Origin of the sequence: Azospirillum himalayense (assembly GCF_042657465.1) — a bacterium.
Taxonomy (GTDB): Bacteria; Pseudomonadota; Alphaproteobacteria; order Azospirillales; family Azospirillaceae; genus Azospirillum; species Azospirillum himalayense.
Genome location: NZ_JBHSLC010000021.1, coordinates 368,917 through 381,845, shown reverse-complemented (window position 1 = coordinate 381,845; position 12,929 = coordinate 368,917). Strand labels below are relative to the sequence as shown.

General features: G+C 70.3%; 13 protein-coding genes. 6 read left to right on the top strand and 7 right to left on the bottom strand.

Translation table 11 applies throughout. The features are described from left to right. Positions 1–33 precede the first annotated feature (33 nt). Together ACFPMG_RS13730 and ACFPMG_RS13725 are read right to left on the bottom strand one after the other, a co-directional pair. Positions 34–537 carry a cache domain-containing protein gene (locus tag ACFPMG_RS13730; protein WP_038526233.1) on the bottom strand — a complete coding sequence of 168 codons (504 nt, stop codon included), beginning with the start codon at positions 535–537 and terminating at the stop codon, positions 34–36. Between the two features lie 158 nt (positions 538–695). Beyond that, positions 696–2,948: a primosomal protein N' gene (locus ACFPMG_RS13725; protein WP_376995655.1), complete on the bottom strand. Its 2,253-nt coding sequence runs from the start codon at positions 2,946–2,948 to the stop codon at positions 696–698. An 88-nt stretch (positions 2,949–3,036) separates the two neighbouring features. On the opposite strand from ACFPMG_RS13725, the gene fsa reads away from it, so the two are divergent. The 3 genes from fsa to ACFPMG_RS13710 are packed head-to-tail and all read left to right on the top strand — an operon-like array spanning position 3,037 to position 5,390. Then, positions 3,037–3,693: a fructose-6-phosphate aldolase gene (gene fsa, locus ACFPMG_RS13720; RefSeq protein WP_376995654.1), complete on the top strand. Its 657-nt coding sequence runs from the start codon at positions 3,037–3,039 to the stop codon at positions 3,691–3,693. Positions 3,694–3,703: 10 nt separating this feature from the next. After that, positions 3,704–4,417, top strand: coding sequence for a DUF484 family protein (locus ACFPMG_RS13715; RefSeq protein WP_137115022.1), 714 nt, complete (start codon positions 3,704–3,706; stop codon positions 4,415–4,417). Positions 4,418–4,430: 13 nt separating this feature from the next. After that, a complete protein-coding gene (locus tag ACFPMG_RS13710; RefSeq protein ID WP_059398918.1) occupies positions 4,431–5,390 on the top strand; it encodes a tyrosine recombinase XerC in 960 nt (319 codons plus the stop codon). Positions 5,391–5,503: 113 nt separating this feature from the next. On the opposite strand, the gene lpdA is transcribed toward ACFPMG_RS13710, so the two are convergent. The 3 genes from lpdA to ACFPMG_RS13695 all read right to left on the bottom strand — a co-directional run bounded on the left by lpdA (position 5,504) and on the right by ACFPMG_RS13695 (position 8,722). After that, positions 5,504–6,904, bottom strand: a complete 1,401-nt coding sequence (lpdA, locus tag ACFPMG_RS13705) for a dihydrolipoyl dehydrogenase (RefSeq protein WP_376995652.1) — start codon at positions 6,902–6,904, stop codon at positions 5,504–5,506. A 207-nt stretch (positions 6,905–7,111) separates the two neighbouring features. Beyond that, positions 7,112–7,756 (bottom strand): hypothetical protein, encoded by a 645-nt coding sequence (locus ACFPMG_RS13700; RefSeq protein ID WP_376995650.1) that lies wholly within the window; start codon positions 7,754–7,756, stop codon positions 7,112–7,114. Positions 7,757–7,840: 84 nt separating this feature from the next. After that, positions 7,841–8,722, bottom strand: coding sequence for an alpha/beta fold hydrolase (locus ACFPMG_RS13695; protein ID WP_376995649.1), 882 nt, complete (start codon positions 8,720–8,722; stop codon positions 7,841–7,843). Between the two features lie 125 nt (positions 8,723–8,847). On the opposite strand from ACFPMG_RS13695, the gene ACFPMG_RS13690 reads away from it, so the two are divergent. Next, positions 8,848–9,006 carry an entericidin A/B family lipoprotein gene (locus ACFPMG_RS13690; RefSeq protein ID WP_038526216.1) on the top strand — a complete coding sequence of 53 codons (159 nt, stop codon included), beginning with the start codon at positions 8,848–8,850 and terminating at the stop codon, positions 9,004–9,006. Between the two features lie 67 nt (positions 9,007–9,073). Here the strand turns inward: ACFPMG_RS13690 and rfaE1 are convergent, their stop codons facing one another. Then, the gene (gene rfaE1 / locus ACFPMG_RS13685; RefSeq protein WP_376995648.1) at positions 9,074–10,519 is read right to left on the bottom strand and encodes a D-glycero-beta-D-manno-heptose-7-phosphate kinase; all 1,446 of its coding nucleotides are present in this window, start codon (positions 10,517–10,519) and stop codon (positions 9,074–9,076) included. Positions 10,520–10,601: 82 nt separating this feature from the next. After that, the gene (locus ACFPMG_RS13680) at positions 10,602–10,934 is read right to left on the bottom strand and encodes a hypothetical protein (RefSeq protein WP_376995647.1); all 333 of its coding nucleotides are present in this window, start codon (positions 10,932–10,934) and stop codon (positions 10,602–10,604) included. Between the two features lie 180 nt (positions 10,935–11,114). Here ACFPMG_RS13680 and ACFPMG_RS13675 point away from each other — a divergent pair, with 180 nt between their 5' ends. Together ACFPMG_RS13675 and ACFPMG_RS13670 are read left to right on the top strand one after the other, a co-directional pair. After that, complete coding sequence (locus ACFPMG_RS13675; RefSeq protein WP_376995646.1) at positions 11,115–12,584, top strand: sensor histidine kinase; 1,470 nt, start codon at positions 11,115–11,117, stop codon at positions 12,582–12,584. Positions 12,585–12,734: 150 nt separating this feature from the next. Beyond that, entirely contained in the window at positions 12,735–12,899 is a 165-nt protein-coding gene (locus ACFPMG_RS13670; protein ID WP_376995644.1) for a hypothetical protein, read from the top strand. Positions 12,900–12,929: the final 30 nt, after the last annotated feature.

Below are 12,929 nucleotides of genomic sequence, written 5' to 3'. Positions count from 1 at the left end.
CCGGCCTGCCGGATCGCCCGCCGACGAACCCGGTCAGCGGTAGACGCCGACCGACAGCAGATAGGGCTCACCGCCCAGGACGATGCGACGCACGATCATCGTCTTCGGCGCGATCTGGCCGGACAGCGGGTCCGTCCATTTGTAGCTGACGGCGCCCGAATCCCGCTCCGCCACGATGTCCAGCGCCTCCTGGATGAAGGGCTTGCCGTCGACGTCCTTCAGGTCCTTGAGGTTCACGCCGTTCAGCGACGGCGTCCAGCCGTGGGCCACCATCACGCCGTCGCGGTCGATCAGCATCGGGTAGAGGTCGCGGTCGATCAGCGCGCCGTCCCGCTGGGCGAAGGCGTCCGCCGCGCCCTCCGCGCCGTGCTGGCGCAGATAGCCGCTGGTCTTGTCGAGGAGCGCCTTGGCGTCCGATTCCGTCCCCCGGGTCTGGGCGGGCACGCCCGCCGCCAGGGCGATGATCGCCAGCAGCGCGAGAACCGGGAGAACCGTCAGCAAGGTAGGGAGGTGGAAACGACCGCGCAGCCTGGACATGAGATCGCTCGGCGAAAGATGACTTCCATACTCTGGTAATACCATGACCCGCCGGCCGCAACGGACCAAACGTCACAGGTGCCTTGCGGAGCGCGCAGAGACAATCGGTCGCAGCCCCCTTTACAGGAGTCCGACGTTTCTTAACGGGCACCGCATCTCTACAGGAAGCTGTAGGGATCGACATCCACCTGCACGCGCACGTTGGGCGGAATGTCCACCTGCTCCAGCCAGCGGGCGATCAAGGGTTGCACCTGGACGGTGCGCGGCGCCTTCAGCAGCAGGCGCCGCCGGTGCCGCCCCCGCAGCAGGGCCAGCGGCGCCGGAGCCGGCCCCAGCACGGCGACGGTGTCGCTGCGCGGCGCGGCGCGGCCCAGCGCGATGGACAGCTTCTCCACCGCCGCCGCATCCTCCCCCGACACGATCAGGGCGGCCAGCCGTCCGAAGGGCGGCATCCCGGCCTCCAGCCGCATCTCCGCCTCCAGCTGGTAGAAGCCGTCGCGGTCCCCGGCGGCCAGCGCCTGCATCACCGGATGCTCCGGCATGTAGGTCTGCAGCATCACCCGCCCCGGCCGCTCGCCGCGCCCGGCGCGCCCGGCCACCTGATGGAGGAGCTGGTAGGTCCGCTCCCCCGCCCGCAGGTCGCCGCCGGCCAGCCCGAGATCGGCGTCGACCACCCCGACCAGGGTCAGCATGGGGAAATGGTGGCCCTTCGCCATCACCTGGGTGCCGATCAGAATGTCCAGCTCATGGTCGGCGATCCGCCGGACCATCTCCTGGATGGCGCGGGGGCCGAACAGCGTGTCGGACGCCATGATGGCGGCGCGGGCGTCGGGGAACAGCTCCGCCACCTCCTCGGCGATGCGCTCCACGCCCGGACCGCAGGCCGCCAGCGTCCCCTCCTCGCCGCATTCCGGGCAGGTCGGGGAGAGCGGCTGCGACAGGCCGCAGTGATGGCACTGGAGCTTGCGGGCCAGCCGGTGCTCGACCAGCCACGCCGTGCAGTTGGGGCATTGCAGGCGGTGCCCGCAGGCCCGGCACAAAGTCAGCGGGGCGTAGCCGCGGCGGTTGAGGAACAGCATCACCTGCTCCTTCTCCGCCAGCGTCTGCTCGATGGCCGTCTTCAGCGACGGGGCCAGCCAGTGGCGGGCCGGCGGCCGGTCCTTGCGCAGGTCCACCAGTTCGACGTCGGGCAGCACCGCGCCGCCGTGGCGGCCCGGCAGCTCGATGCGAGCGTAGCGGTTGCTGTCGGCGTTGACCTTGGTCTCCAGCGACGGCGTGGCGGAGACCAGCACGGTGGGGATGCCGCCGAGATGCGCCCGCGCGACGGCCATGTCGCGGGCGTGGTAGATCGACCCCTCCTCCTGCTTGTAGGCGGAGTCGTGCTCCTCGTCGATGATGATGACGCCGAGGTTCTTGTAGGGCAGGAACAGGGCGGAGCGGGCGCCGACCACCACCGGCACCTCGCCGTTGGCCACGGCCCTCCAGGTGTCGCGGCGCTGCGCCCCGGTCAGTTCGGAATGCCACTCCGCCGGCGGAGCGCCGAAACGGCGGGCGAAACGCTCCAGCCACTGCGCCGACAGGGCGATTTCCGGAAGCAGAACCAGCGCCTGCTTGCCCGCCTTCAGGGCCGCGGCGATCGCCTCGTAATAGACCTCCGTCTTGCCGGAGCCGGTCACCCCGTCGAGCAGCACGGTGGAGTAGACGCCGGACTCGACGCGGGCGCGCAGGTCCGCCGCCGCGGCCTCCTGGTCGGCGGACAGGGTGGGGCCGGGACGGTGGCAGTCGGGCCGCCCGAGCTTGGTCGGCTGGAGCAGCAGCGGCTCCAGCAACCCGGCCTCGGCCAGCCCGCGCACCACGGTGACGCCGCAGCCGGCCTCCTCGGCCAGCTCCGCCGGGGTGCGCGGCGGGCCGTCGTCCAGCAGGGCCAGCACGCGCCGCCGCGGCTCGGTCATCTTGAAGCCGGGGGGCGGCTCGGCGTCCGGCTTGCGCAGGTAGGCGAGCATGGCCTTCGCCGGCTCCAGCGCCGAGGGGACGCTGATCGCCATGCGCAGCACATGCCCCGGCGGCGTCATGGTGTAGGCGGCGACCCACTCCACGAACTTGCGCTCGACCTCCGGCATCGGCGGCACGTCGAAGCGGCGGACCACCGGCTTCAGCCGGGCGGCCGCCACCACTCCGGCGCCGTCGCCCCACACCACCCCCAGCACGCGGCGCGGCCCCAGCGGAACCTCCACGTAATCGCCTGGGACGAGGGTCATCCCGGCGGGCACGCGGTAATCGTAGGCCTCGCGCAGCGGCAGAGGCAGCAGCACGCGGACGCGCGGGTCCGCGTCCGCCGGCACCGTGCCCGGCAGAAGGGCCTGCGCAGAATGTCCGGAAGCGGCCCCGGATCTGGCGGAATTTTCACGCATCGGCTAGAGTGCCCCCTGGCCGCGACGCCGGGCAGCGAATCCCGGGAAACAGGGCACGGTCTTCCTCAGCAAGTATGGATTCCAGGTCATGAAGTTCTTCGTTGACACCGCCGACATCGCCGAGATCCGCGATCTGGCCGACACCGGCCTGCTGGACGGTGTTACCACCAACCCCTCCCTCGTCGCCAAGTCCGGTCGCAGCTTCCTCGACCTCGTGGCCGAAATTTGTGACGTGGTGAGCGGCCCGGTCAGCGCCGAGGTGGCGTCCACCGACTTCGAGACCATGCTGGCGGAAGGAAAGAAGCTTGCCAAGATCGCCGACAACGTCACGGTGAAGGTTCCGCTGACGCAGGCCGGCCTGAAGACGTGCAAGGCGCTCTCCTCCGAGGGGACGATGGTCAACGTCACGCTGTGCTTCTCCCCGGCCCAGGCGATCCTGGCCGCCAAGGCCGGCGCCAGCTTCGTGTCGCCCTTCGTCGGCCGTCTGGACGACATCGGACAGGACGGCATGGGCCTGATCGCCGACATCGTGGAGATTTACAGCAATTACGATTACTTCAAGACCGAGGTGCTGGTCGCCTCGATCCGCAACCCGATCCACATCGTCGACTCCGCCCGCCTGGGCGCCCACGTCGTCACCGCCCCGCCGTCGGTGCTGAAGCAGCTCTTCAACCATCCGCTGACCGACAAGGGCCTCGCCCAGTTCGTCGCCGATTGGCAGAAGACCGGCCAGTCCATCCTCTGAGGACGGCAGCATGGGCCGGGAGCCGGGACACACACCCCACAGGAAGGACGCGCCGACCGCCGAGGAGGTGCACGCCTACCTGCGGGACCATCCCGACTTCCTGGTCCATCACGGCGATCTGGTCCACCACCTGACCCCGCCGTCGCAGGACCGCGGTCGCGGGGTGGTGGATTTGCAGGCCTACATGGTCGAGCGGCTGCGCGGCGAGGTCCGCCTGCTGAAGGACCAGCAGCGCGAGCTGATCGGCACCTCACGCGCCAACATGAACAGCCAGAACCGCATCCACGCGGCGGTGCTGTTCCTCCTCGACGCACAGAGCTTCGAGCAGCTCATCCAGACCATCACCACCGATCTGGCGGTGCTGCTCGACCTGGATGTCGCCTGCCTGATCGTCGAATCGAACGGCCACGACACCCCGCATGTCCAGACCTCCGGCGTGCGGGTGGTCGAGCCGGGGACCGTCGACCGCTGGTTGGGCAAGGCCGACGTGGCGCTGAACGCCGACATCCAGGGCGATCCGGAGCTGTACGGCCCCGGCGCCGGGCTGGTCCGGTCGGAGGTTCTGATCCGCCTCCAGGTGTCCAGCGAGACGCCGGACGGCATGCTGGCCTTCGGCAGCCGCGAGCCGGACAGCTTCCACAGCGGCCAGGGCACCGAGCTGGTCGGCTTCCTCGCCCGCGTGGTCGAGCGGGTGATCCGCGGCTGGCTCGAACTGCCGGCCTGAACCACAAGAGCGCATGACCGGAAAACAGAACCCCGTCCTCGGTTTCGCCGCCCAGCCCGACGTGCAGGACGTGCTCGTGCACTGGCGCCGCTGGATGGAGAGCGAGCGCAACGTCTCGCCCCACACGCTGACCGCCTACATCGGCGACGTCGCGACCTTCCTGGAGTTCATCACCGGCTATCAGGCGAAGCCGCCGTCGATGAACGACCTCGCCGCGCTCACCGTCACGGACTTCCGCTCCTGGCTGTCCCACCTCGCCATGAAGGGAATCGGCTCCAACAGCCGGTCACGCGCCCTGTCGTCGGTGCGCAACCTGTTCCGCTGGCTGGACCGCGACGGGCGGCTGCACAATCCGGCGATCAACACCTTCTCCGGCCCGCGCATCAAGCGCCCGGCGCCGAAGCCGCTGACCGTGCTGGACGCCGACCGCCTGCTGGAGGAATCGGAGAAGGAGCCGGACGAGCCGTGGGTCGGCAAGCGCGACCGGGCGCTGTTCACCCTGCTCTACGGCTGCGGCCTGCGCATCTCGGAAGCGCTGAACCTGACGCGCCGCGAGGCGCCGCTGGGCGAGACTCTGCGCGTCACCGGCAAGGGCAACAAGGAGCGGATCGTCCCGGTGCTGCCGGCGGTGACGGAGGCGGTGCGGGCCTACATGGACGCCTGTCCTTACCGCCAGGGGCCGGACGCGCCGCTGTTCGTCGGGGTGCGCGGCGGACAGCTCGCCCCGGCCATCGCGCAGCGGCGGATGCGCGACCTGCGCCGCCTGATGGGGCTGCCGGAGACCGCGACGCCGCACGCGCTGCGGCACAGCTTCGCCACGCATCTGCTGGCGGACGGCGGGGATCTGCGGGCGATTCAGGATCTGCTGGGCCACGCCTCGCTGTCGACGACGCAGCGCTACACGGACGTGGAGAGCGAGCAGCTGATGCAGGTGTACCGCTCGGCGCACCCGCGGGCGAAGAAGACGCCGTAAAGTTTGGAGGGTGGGAGGTGCATTGCCCCCTCCCCGGCCCTCCCCCGCTTCGCAGGGGAGGGAGAAGAAAGGGCCTTCCCCCGCTCTCGCGGGGGAGGGGGAAGAGGCGCGCCTTAGATGTGCAGGGCGCGGCCGTCCACGGCGAGGGCGGCTTCCTTGGTCACTTCCGACAGGGTTGGGTGGGCGTGGCAGGTGCGGGCGATGTCCTCGGCGGACGCGCTGAACTCCATCGCCACGGCCAGCTCGGCCACCATCTCCGACACGTTCGGGCCGACCATGTGGACGCCCAGCACCTTGTCGGTGCGCGCGTCGGCCAGGATCTTCACGAAACCGTCGGTCGTGCCGCTGGCGCGGGCGCGGCCGTTGGCGGTGAAGGGGAACTTGCCCGCCTTGAAGGCGACGCCGGCGGCCTTCAGCTCCTCCTCGGTCTTGCCGACCGCGGCCACTTCCGGCCAGGTGTAGACGACACCGGGGACGAGGTCGTGGTTGACGTGGCCCGCCTGGCCGGCCAGCAGCTCGGCGAGCGCGACGCCCTCCTCCTCGGCCTTGTGGGCCAGCATCGGGCCTTCGACCACGTCGCCGATGGCGTAGATGCCCGGCACGTTGGTCTCGAAATGCGTGCCGATCTTCACGCGGCCGCGGTTGTCCATCTCCACGCCGACGGCGTCGAGGCCCAGGCCGTTGGTGTAGGCGCGGCGCCCGATGGCGACCAGCACGACGTCGGCCTCGACCTCCTCGGCGGTGCCGCCGGCGGCGGGCTCGACCGACAGGGTGACGCCGGTGTTGGTGATCTTGGCCCCGGTGACCTTGGAGCCGAGCTTGAAGGTCATGCCCTGCTTGCCGAGGATGCGCTGCATCTGCTTGGACACCTCGCCGTCCATGGTCGGCAGGATGCGGTCCAGGAACTCGACCACGGTGACCTGCGCGCCGAGGCGGCCCCAGACCGAGCCCAGCTCCAGACCGATCACGCCGCCGCCGATGACGACGAGGCGCTTCGGCACCTCCGGCAGCTCCAGGGCGCCGGTGGAGGAGACGATCTTCTGCTCGTCGATCTCGATGCCCGGCAGCGGGGTGACTTCCGAGCCGGTGGCGATGACGATGGCCTTGGACGCCGTGATGGTGCCGACGCCCTCGACCTCGACGGTGTTCGGGGCGGTGATGCGGCCCGCACCCTTCAGCCAGGCGATCTTGTTCTTCTTGAACAGGAACTCGATGCCGCCGGTGTTCTCTTTGACGACCTTGTCCTTGTGGGACAGCATGCCCGGCAGGTCCAGCTCGACGCCGCCGACCTTGATGCCGAACTTGGCGAGGCCGTGCTTGGCCTCCTCGTACTTCTCCGACGCGGCGAGCAGCGCCTTGGAGGGGATGCAGCCCACATTCAGGCAGGTGCCGCCCAGCGCGCTGCGCTTCTCGACGCAGGCGACCTTGAAACCGAGTTGCGCCGCACGGATCGCGCAGACATACCCGCCGGGACCGCCGCCGACCACGACGACGTCGAAAGTGCTTTCAGCCATTGGGGGCTTTCCTTCCGCCATTTTTGTGTTTGCCAAAAGCCTTCCCGTCCAGCGGGGAGGGCCGCGCGCCGATTTATGCCGCCGCTCACGCCAACTGGCAACGGGACAGTTCGTCCGGGGGAGGGATGCCGGGTTGAAGGACCGGCATGGGAACTGCCGGAACCCGTGTCGGAACGGGAGGAGCCGGGGCTCGCGCCCCGGCCCGCGTCACACCGAAACGGCGATCAGGAACAGGCGCGGAGCGCCGCCCTGGGCCACGTTCGCCAGGGTGGTGACCTGATTGTTCGCCACATCGTACACATAGGCGGTACGCCCGCCCGCCCAGTACCAGCCGAGATTCGGGTTGGGTCCCGCCACGTCCGCGGCCTGGAAGGTGCCGAAGGTCGCCAGGAGCGAGACGTAGTTCAGGCCGGCGTTGCCGCCGCGCAGGGTCTGCTGCTTCACGACGTCGGCGTTGAAGCGGTTCCAGGCGTCCTGGATGGGCGTGGCATGGGCGGGCAGGATGCACTTCAGTTCGATGTAGACGTCGTCGGCCACCCCGGTGTTGCGGCGCAGGTAGAAGTCGGCGCGGGCGGCGGCGTTGGCGTTGTTGGAGACTCCCCAGGCCGGGCCGCCGACCGTCGTGTAGGTCAGGTAGGGATTCGCGGCGTTGGTGGATGGGTAGGCCCATTCCCGGTCGCAGGTCCAGTTGCCCGCAACGTTCAGGAAACCGTGTGCGATCTCGGCCTGGAGCCAGCCCTCCCAGCCGCCGCGGATGTTGGCGTTCTGGGCCAGCACCGTGGCCCGCGGGCCATTGATGGTGCCGTTGCCGACGCAACCCTGGATGGTTGTCAGAAACTGCTGGCAGCGCATGGTGGTGTCTCCTTCCTCGATGCCGGGCCGGACGAAGGTCCGGGCCTCGGCACAGGGACGGTTCCGCGATGCGCGGCGTGAGGATCAGCCGGAGAAGAAGTCCAGCAGCGCCCGCGCCGTCTCCTCCGGCGCCTCCTCGGGGATGAAATGGCCGGCGGGCATCACATGGCCTTCGATGGCCGGGGCGTAGCCGCGCCAGATGCCCAGCGGGTCGTCGTAGAGGCGCCCGACCGCGCTGTTGCGGCCCCACAGGAACAGGGCCGGGCATTCCACCTTGCGCCCCGCCGCGCGGTCTTCGCGGTCGTGCTCCAGGTCGATGCTGGCGGCGGCGCGGTAGTCCTCGCACATGGCGTGGACGGTGGCGGGGTCGCGGAAGGCGGTGCGGTAGGCCTCCATCGCCTCCGGCTCGAAAATGTCGGCGCTGCTGCCGATGGAGCCGAGCACCTGCCCCAGATAGAAGTCGGGGTCCGACCCGATCAGCCGTTCCGCAAGGTTGTTCGGCTGGATCAGGAAGAACCAGTGGTAATAGGCGGTCGCCATGCGCTGGTCGATACGGGCGAAGACCTCCAGCGTCGGCACCACGTCGAGGAAGGCCACGCGCTCGACCCGGTCGGGATGGTCGAGGGCGAGCCGGTGGGCCACCCGCGCGCCGCGGTCATGCCCGGCCAGCCGGAAGCGGTCGAAGCCCAGCGCGGCCATCACCGCCACCTGATCGCGCGCGTTGGCGCGTTTGCAGTAGGTCTCGTGCGCGGAATCGCCCGGCGGCTTCGACGATTGGCCGTACCCCCGCAGGTCGGTCAGCACCACGGTGAAGCGCTCGGCCAGCCGCGGCGCGACCCGGTTCCACAGGGCGTGGCACTGCGGAAACCCATGAAGCAGAAGGAGCGGCGGCCCCTCGCCCCCGACCAGCGTGTGGATCTCGGCACCGTCGGTGGCGATGCGGTGACGGGTGAACCCTTCGAACATGCGCGCCCTCCCCCTATCCGTTTGAGTGTGGAGAACTGTCCTTCCGCACGGCGAGGCTTCGGAAACCTTTGGCGGGTTTCTCGCGTTTTTCAGCCGATTGTTTTCGACCTCAAGAGGAAAATGCCATGCGTAGCCTGAAGAAGCTCGTCCTTTTCGCCGCCCTGGGTGCCGCCCTGACCACCAGCCTCGCCGCCTGCAACACCGTCGAAGGCATGGGCCAGGACGTGCAGGCGGGCGGCCGCGCCGTGGAGCGCTCGTCGGACAGCGTCCAGAAGAAGATGTGATCGCGTGGCGTGGACGCCCCGGCCGCAAGCCGGGGCGGTCAGCGCCCCGATTTCCGCATCCCAGCGTTCAGCGCTGCATGCGCTTGATGGTGTTGGTCGTGCTCTGGCCGTCCACGAGGTCGGCCAGCACGACCTTGCCGCCGTAGCTCTGCACGAATCCGGCGCCGACCACCGTGGCGACCGTGTAGTCCGCCCCCTTCACCAGCACGTCGGGACGCAGGGCGCGGATCAGCTCCTCCGGCGTGTCCTCGCCGAAGACCACCACCAGATCGACGCAGGCCAGCGAAGCGAGCACCGTCGCCCGCGCCGTCTCGGTCTGCACCGGGCGCGTCTCGCCCTTCAGCCGCTTCACCGAGGCGTCGCTGTTCAGCCCGACCACCAGCACGTCGCAGGCGGCCTTCGCCTGGTTCAGCAGCGAAATGTGGCCGGGGTGCAGCAGGTCGAAGCAGCCGTTGGTGAAGCCCACCCGCTTGCCGCGGGCGCGCCAGCGCGCCGCCCGCTCCACGGCCTGCTCCAGCGTGTCGACCTTCTCCTCGCCGCTGCGCCATTCCTGCTCGTGCAAGGCGGACAGCAGCTCCGGCGCGCGGACCACCGCGGTGCCGACCTTCCCCACCACGATCCCAGCGGCCAGATTGGCCAGCCGCGCCGCGTCGGTCAGATCGACCCCCACCGACAGGGCGGAAGTCAGCGTCGCCACCACCGTGTCGCCGGCGCCCGACACGTCGAAGACCTCGCGCGCGTTGGCCGGCAGATGGGTGGCGCCATCGCGGGTCACCACGGACATGCCGCGCTCGCTGCGCGTCGCGACCACCGCGTCGATGCCGCAGCTGTCCAGCAGGAAGCGGCAGGCGGCCACGACCTCGGCGTCGCTGTCGGCGGGCATCCCGGTCGCCTGGATCAGCTCCTTGCGGTTGGGCGTGATGACGCTGGCTCCGCGGTAGCGCCCGAAATCGTCGCCCTTGGGATCGACCACCACCGGCACCCCGGCCTCGCGCGCCGCCTGGATGAGCTGCGCCACCAGAGAGTCGGTCAGCACGCCCTTGCCGTAGTCGGACAGGATCACCGCGCCCACCGTCAGCAGGCCGGTGCGGGCGGCGACCATCACCTCCTCCTCCGATCCGATGGCGGCGATGGTCTCGGCGTCGGCGCGCAGAAGCTGCTGGCGACCGCCGATGAAGCGCGTCTTGACGGTGGTCTGGCGCCCCGGCTCGGCGACCAAGCCGCCGCCGTCGCCCGTCTCCTTCGCCACGAGGCGGACCAGCTCCAGCCCCGCCGCGTCCTCGCCCACCACCGACACGAAGCGGCAGCCGGCGCCCAGCGCCATGACGTTGGCGGCCACGTTGCCGGCGCCGCCGAGCATGGCCGTCTCGCGCTCGATCCTCAGCACGGGGATCGGCGCTTCTGGGGACACGCGGTCGACCGACCCGTAGATGAATCGGTCGAGCATGACGTCGCCGACGCACAGCACGCTGGCGCGGGACAGGGAGTCGATGTGACGGGCAAGGTCGCTCATGCCGGTTCTACTACCAACCTTGCGCGCGGGGCGCCAGAGGAGAGCGCGGCCCCGGACGGAGCGCCGCGGTCATTGGAAGGCGTCATTCGAAGGCCGGAACCGCGTGGCGCAGGTCGCCGGTGCCCTTGGCGAAGGTCAGGGTCAACTGCCCCTGCAACTCCCGCTCCGCCGCCTCGCCGGTTCCCGGAAGGGAGGGCGGCAGCGGCGGGCTGACCAGGATGCCGGCGGCGGCCAGAGCGTCGCCCAGTGCCGTCGTCCGGTTGGCGGGAACGCAGAAGGCGATGACCGCCATCACGTCGGAGAACAGCGTGTGGTCGACGATCCAGCCGCCGCTGCCGGTGATGCCGTCGGCCGCCGCCATCAGCGCGGCGGTCCGGTCGGTCTGCAAAACCGCTTCGAATCTCAGGATGGACATGGCCTGCCCTCCTTTTCGGGCTGCTCGGAGGGTCCAGTATGGGCCGGCGGCACCGCCCTCTCAACCGGACAAAACCCCGCAGCCACCCCGCGTCGGCTAGGCAGCAGCCGCCGCCTGACCTATCTTCCGGCATTCCCTCCCCCTGACCCTGCCCCCAGACCCTGCCCCCGGACGCCGCCCATGCCCCTGCCCTCCGTGACGCGCAGCCTGTCGGCCAAGCTGCTGGTGCTGACCGTGCTGTTCGTCCTGCTGGCCGAGGTGCTGATCTACACGCCGTCCATCGCGCGCTACCGCCTGACCTATCTGGAGGAGCGGCTGGCCGCCGCCCACCTCGCCGCCCTGTCGGTGGAGGCGACGCCGGACATGATGGTGGCGATGGGGCTTCAGAACGAACTGCTCGCCCATGTCGGCGCCCACGCGGTGGAGCTGATCCGGCCGGACAGTCGCGTCTACATGCTGTCCCGCTCCATGCCGCCGACGGTGGACGCCGTCTTCGACCTGCGCGGCGCCATGGCGCCGCGGCTGACCGCCGACGCCTTCATGGCGCTGGCCCAGCGGCGGGACCGGGTGATCCGGGTGATCGGGCCGTCGCCCAAGGACCCCGCCTTCCAAGTCGACATGGTGATGGACGAGCGGCCGATGATCCAGGCGATGATCGACTTCTCGGGCCGCATCCTGGCGCTGTCGGTGGCGATCTCGCTGATCGCGGCGGTTCTGGTCTTCGTCTCGCTGACCCGCCTGCTGGTGCGGCCGATGCGCCGCCTGACCGAGGGGCTGGTCGCCATCCGCCGCGACCCCGACGGCACGCCGCCCTTCCAGCCCAGCGTCCGCACCGACGAGATCGGCGTGGCGGAGCGAGAGCTGGCCGACATGCAGGCCACCATCCGCAGCGCGTTGCGCCAGCGCGAGCGGCTGGCCGCGCTGGGCACCGCGGTCGCCAAGATCAACCACGACCTGCGCGCCATCCTGTCCACCGCCGCCCTGCTGTCGGAGCGGCTGGCCGAGAGCGCCGACCCGGAGGTGCGGCGGGTCACGCCGCGGCTGATGGCCTCCATCGACCGGGCGGTGGAGCTGTGCGGCCAGACCATGACCTACACCCGCGACGGCCTGCTGCCCCTGGTGCGGGCTGTGGTGCCGCTGCGCCCGCTGGTCGAGGAGGCCGGGGCCACGGCGCTGGCCGCCCTGCGCCCGGACGTCGTGCGCCCGGACGGGGAACGGGTGGAGCTGCGCTGGAACAACCGGGTGCCGGAGGGGCTGACCGTCCGCGCCGACGCCGCCCAGCTCTCCCGCGCGCTGGTCAATCTGGGGCGCAACGCGGCGCAGGCGGGGGCAGGAGCGGTGACGGTGATGGCAGAGACGCGGCCCGGCGGCGGGCTGCTCCTGCTGGTCGCCGACGACGGGCCGGGCCTGCCGCCGCGGGCGCGGGACAACCTGTTCCAACCCTTCGCCGGCTCCGCGCGGGCGGGCGGCGTCGGGCTGGGCCTCGCCATCGCGCGGGAGGTGCTGCGCGCCCATGGCGGCGACCTGCGGTTGGTGGAGAGCACCGCGGCGGGCACCGTCTTCGCGCTGGAGCTTCCTCCCGGATTCGTCGTGGAGGAGACCGCCCGGTTGGGCGAAATGCCCACATCGGATTCGCCCATCCCGGATTGATTTCCGACGCCCGCTCCACCAGAATTCGCGGCACGGTCAACCCGTCGGCATCCCGCCGGGCGCACGCCCCGCGCGGGACCGGCAGCGAAGGAAGGGAACGGGACTTTGGAAGGCACGGGCAAGTGGATCACCGGGGGGATCCTGGGCTTCATGGCGTTCATCGGCCTGCTGGCGGCGTCGCGCGCGTCGGACGATGCGTTCTATTACGGCGGCTGGCTGCTGGCCATCGGCTGCATCGGAACGATCTTCATGATGGTCACGAAGCACTACAACCACATGGACGAGCAGATCGCCCGCCAGCGCGAGCAGGAATAACCCCAACCCCCTTCAACCGGTGGAGGCCGG

Excerpts from the sequence above, each read along its gene's own strand:
- ACFPMG_RS13725 (WP_376995655.1), bottom strand. The coding sequence starts at position 2,948 with ATGCGTGAAAATTCCGCCAGATCCGGGGCCGCTTCCGGACATTCTGCG.
- ACFPMG_RS13670 (WP_376995644.1), top strand. The coding sequence starts at position 12,735 with ATGGCGTTCATCGGCCTGCTGGCGGCGTCGCGCGCGTCGGACGATGCG.
- ACFPMG_RS13675 (WP_376995646.1), top strand. The coding sequence starts at position 11,115 with ATGCCCCTGCCCTCCGTGACGCGCAGCCTGTCGGCCAAGCTGCTGGTG.
- ACFPMG_RS13730 (WP_038526233.1), bottom strand. The coding sequence starts at position 537 with ATGTCCAGGCTGCGCGGTCGTTTCCACCTCCCTACCTTGCTGACGGTT.
- ACFPMG_RS13695 (WP_376995649.1), bottom strand. The coding sequence starts at position 8,722 with ATGTTCGAAGGGTTCACCCGTCACCGCATCGCCACCGACGGTGCCGAG.
- lpdA (WP_376995652.1), bottom strand. The coding sequence starts at position 6,904 with ATGGCTGAAAGCACTTTCGACGTCGTCGTGGTCGGCGGCGGTCCCGGC.
- ACFPMG_RS13715 (WP_137115022.1), top strand. The coding sequence starts at position 3,704 with ATGGGCCGGGAGCCGGGACACACACCCCACAGGAAGGACGCGCCGACC.
- ACFPMG_RS13680 (WP_376995647.1), bottom strand. The coding sequence starts at position 10,934 with ATGTCCATCCTGAGATTCGAAGCGGTTTTGCAGACCGACCGGACCGCC.
- ACFPMG_RS13700 (WP_376995650.1), bottom strand. The coding sequence starts at position 7,756 with ATGCGCTGCCAGCAGTTTCTGACAACCATCCAGGGTTGCGTCGGCAAC.
- fsa (WP_376995654.1), top strand. The coding sequence starts at position 3,037 with ATGAAGTTCTTCGTTGACACCGCCGACATCGCCGAGATCCGCGATCTG.
- rfaE1 (WP_376995648.1), bottom strand. The coding sequence starts at position 10,519 with ATGAGCGACCTTGCCCGTCACATCGACTCCCTGTCCCGCGCCAGCGTG.
- ACFPMG_RS13690 (WP_038526216.1), top strand. The coding sequence starts at position 8,848 with ATGCGTAGCCTGAAGAAGCTCGTCCTTTTCGCCGCCCTGGGTGCCGCC.
- ACFPMG_RS13710 (WP_059398918.1), top strand. The coding sequence starts at position 4,431 with ATGACCGGAAAACAGAACCCCGTCCTCGGTTTCGCCGCCCAGCCCGAC.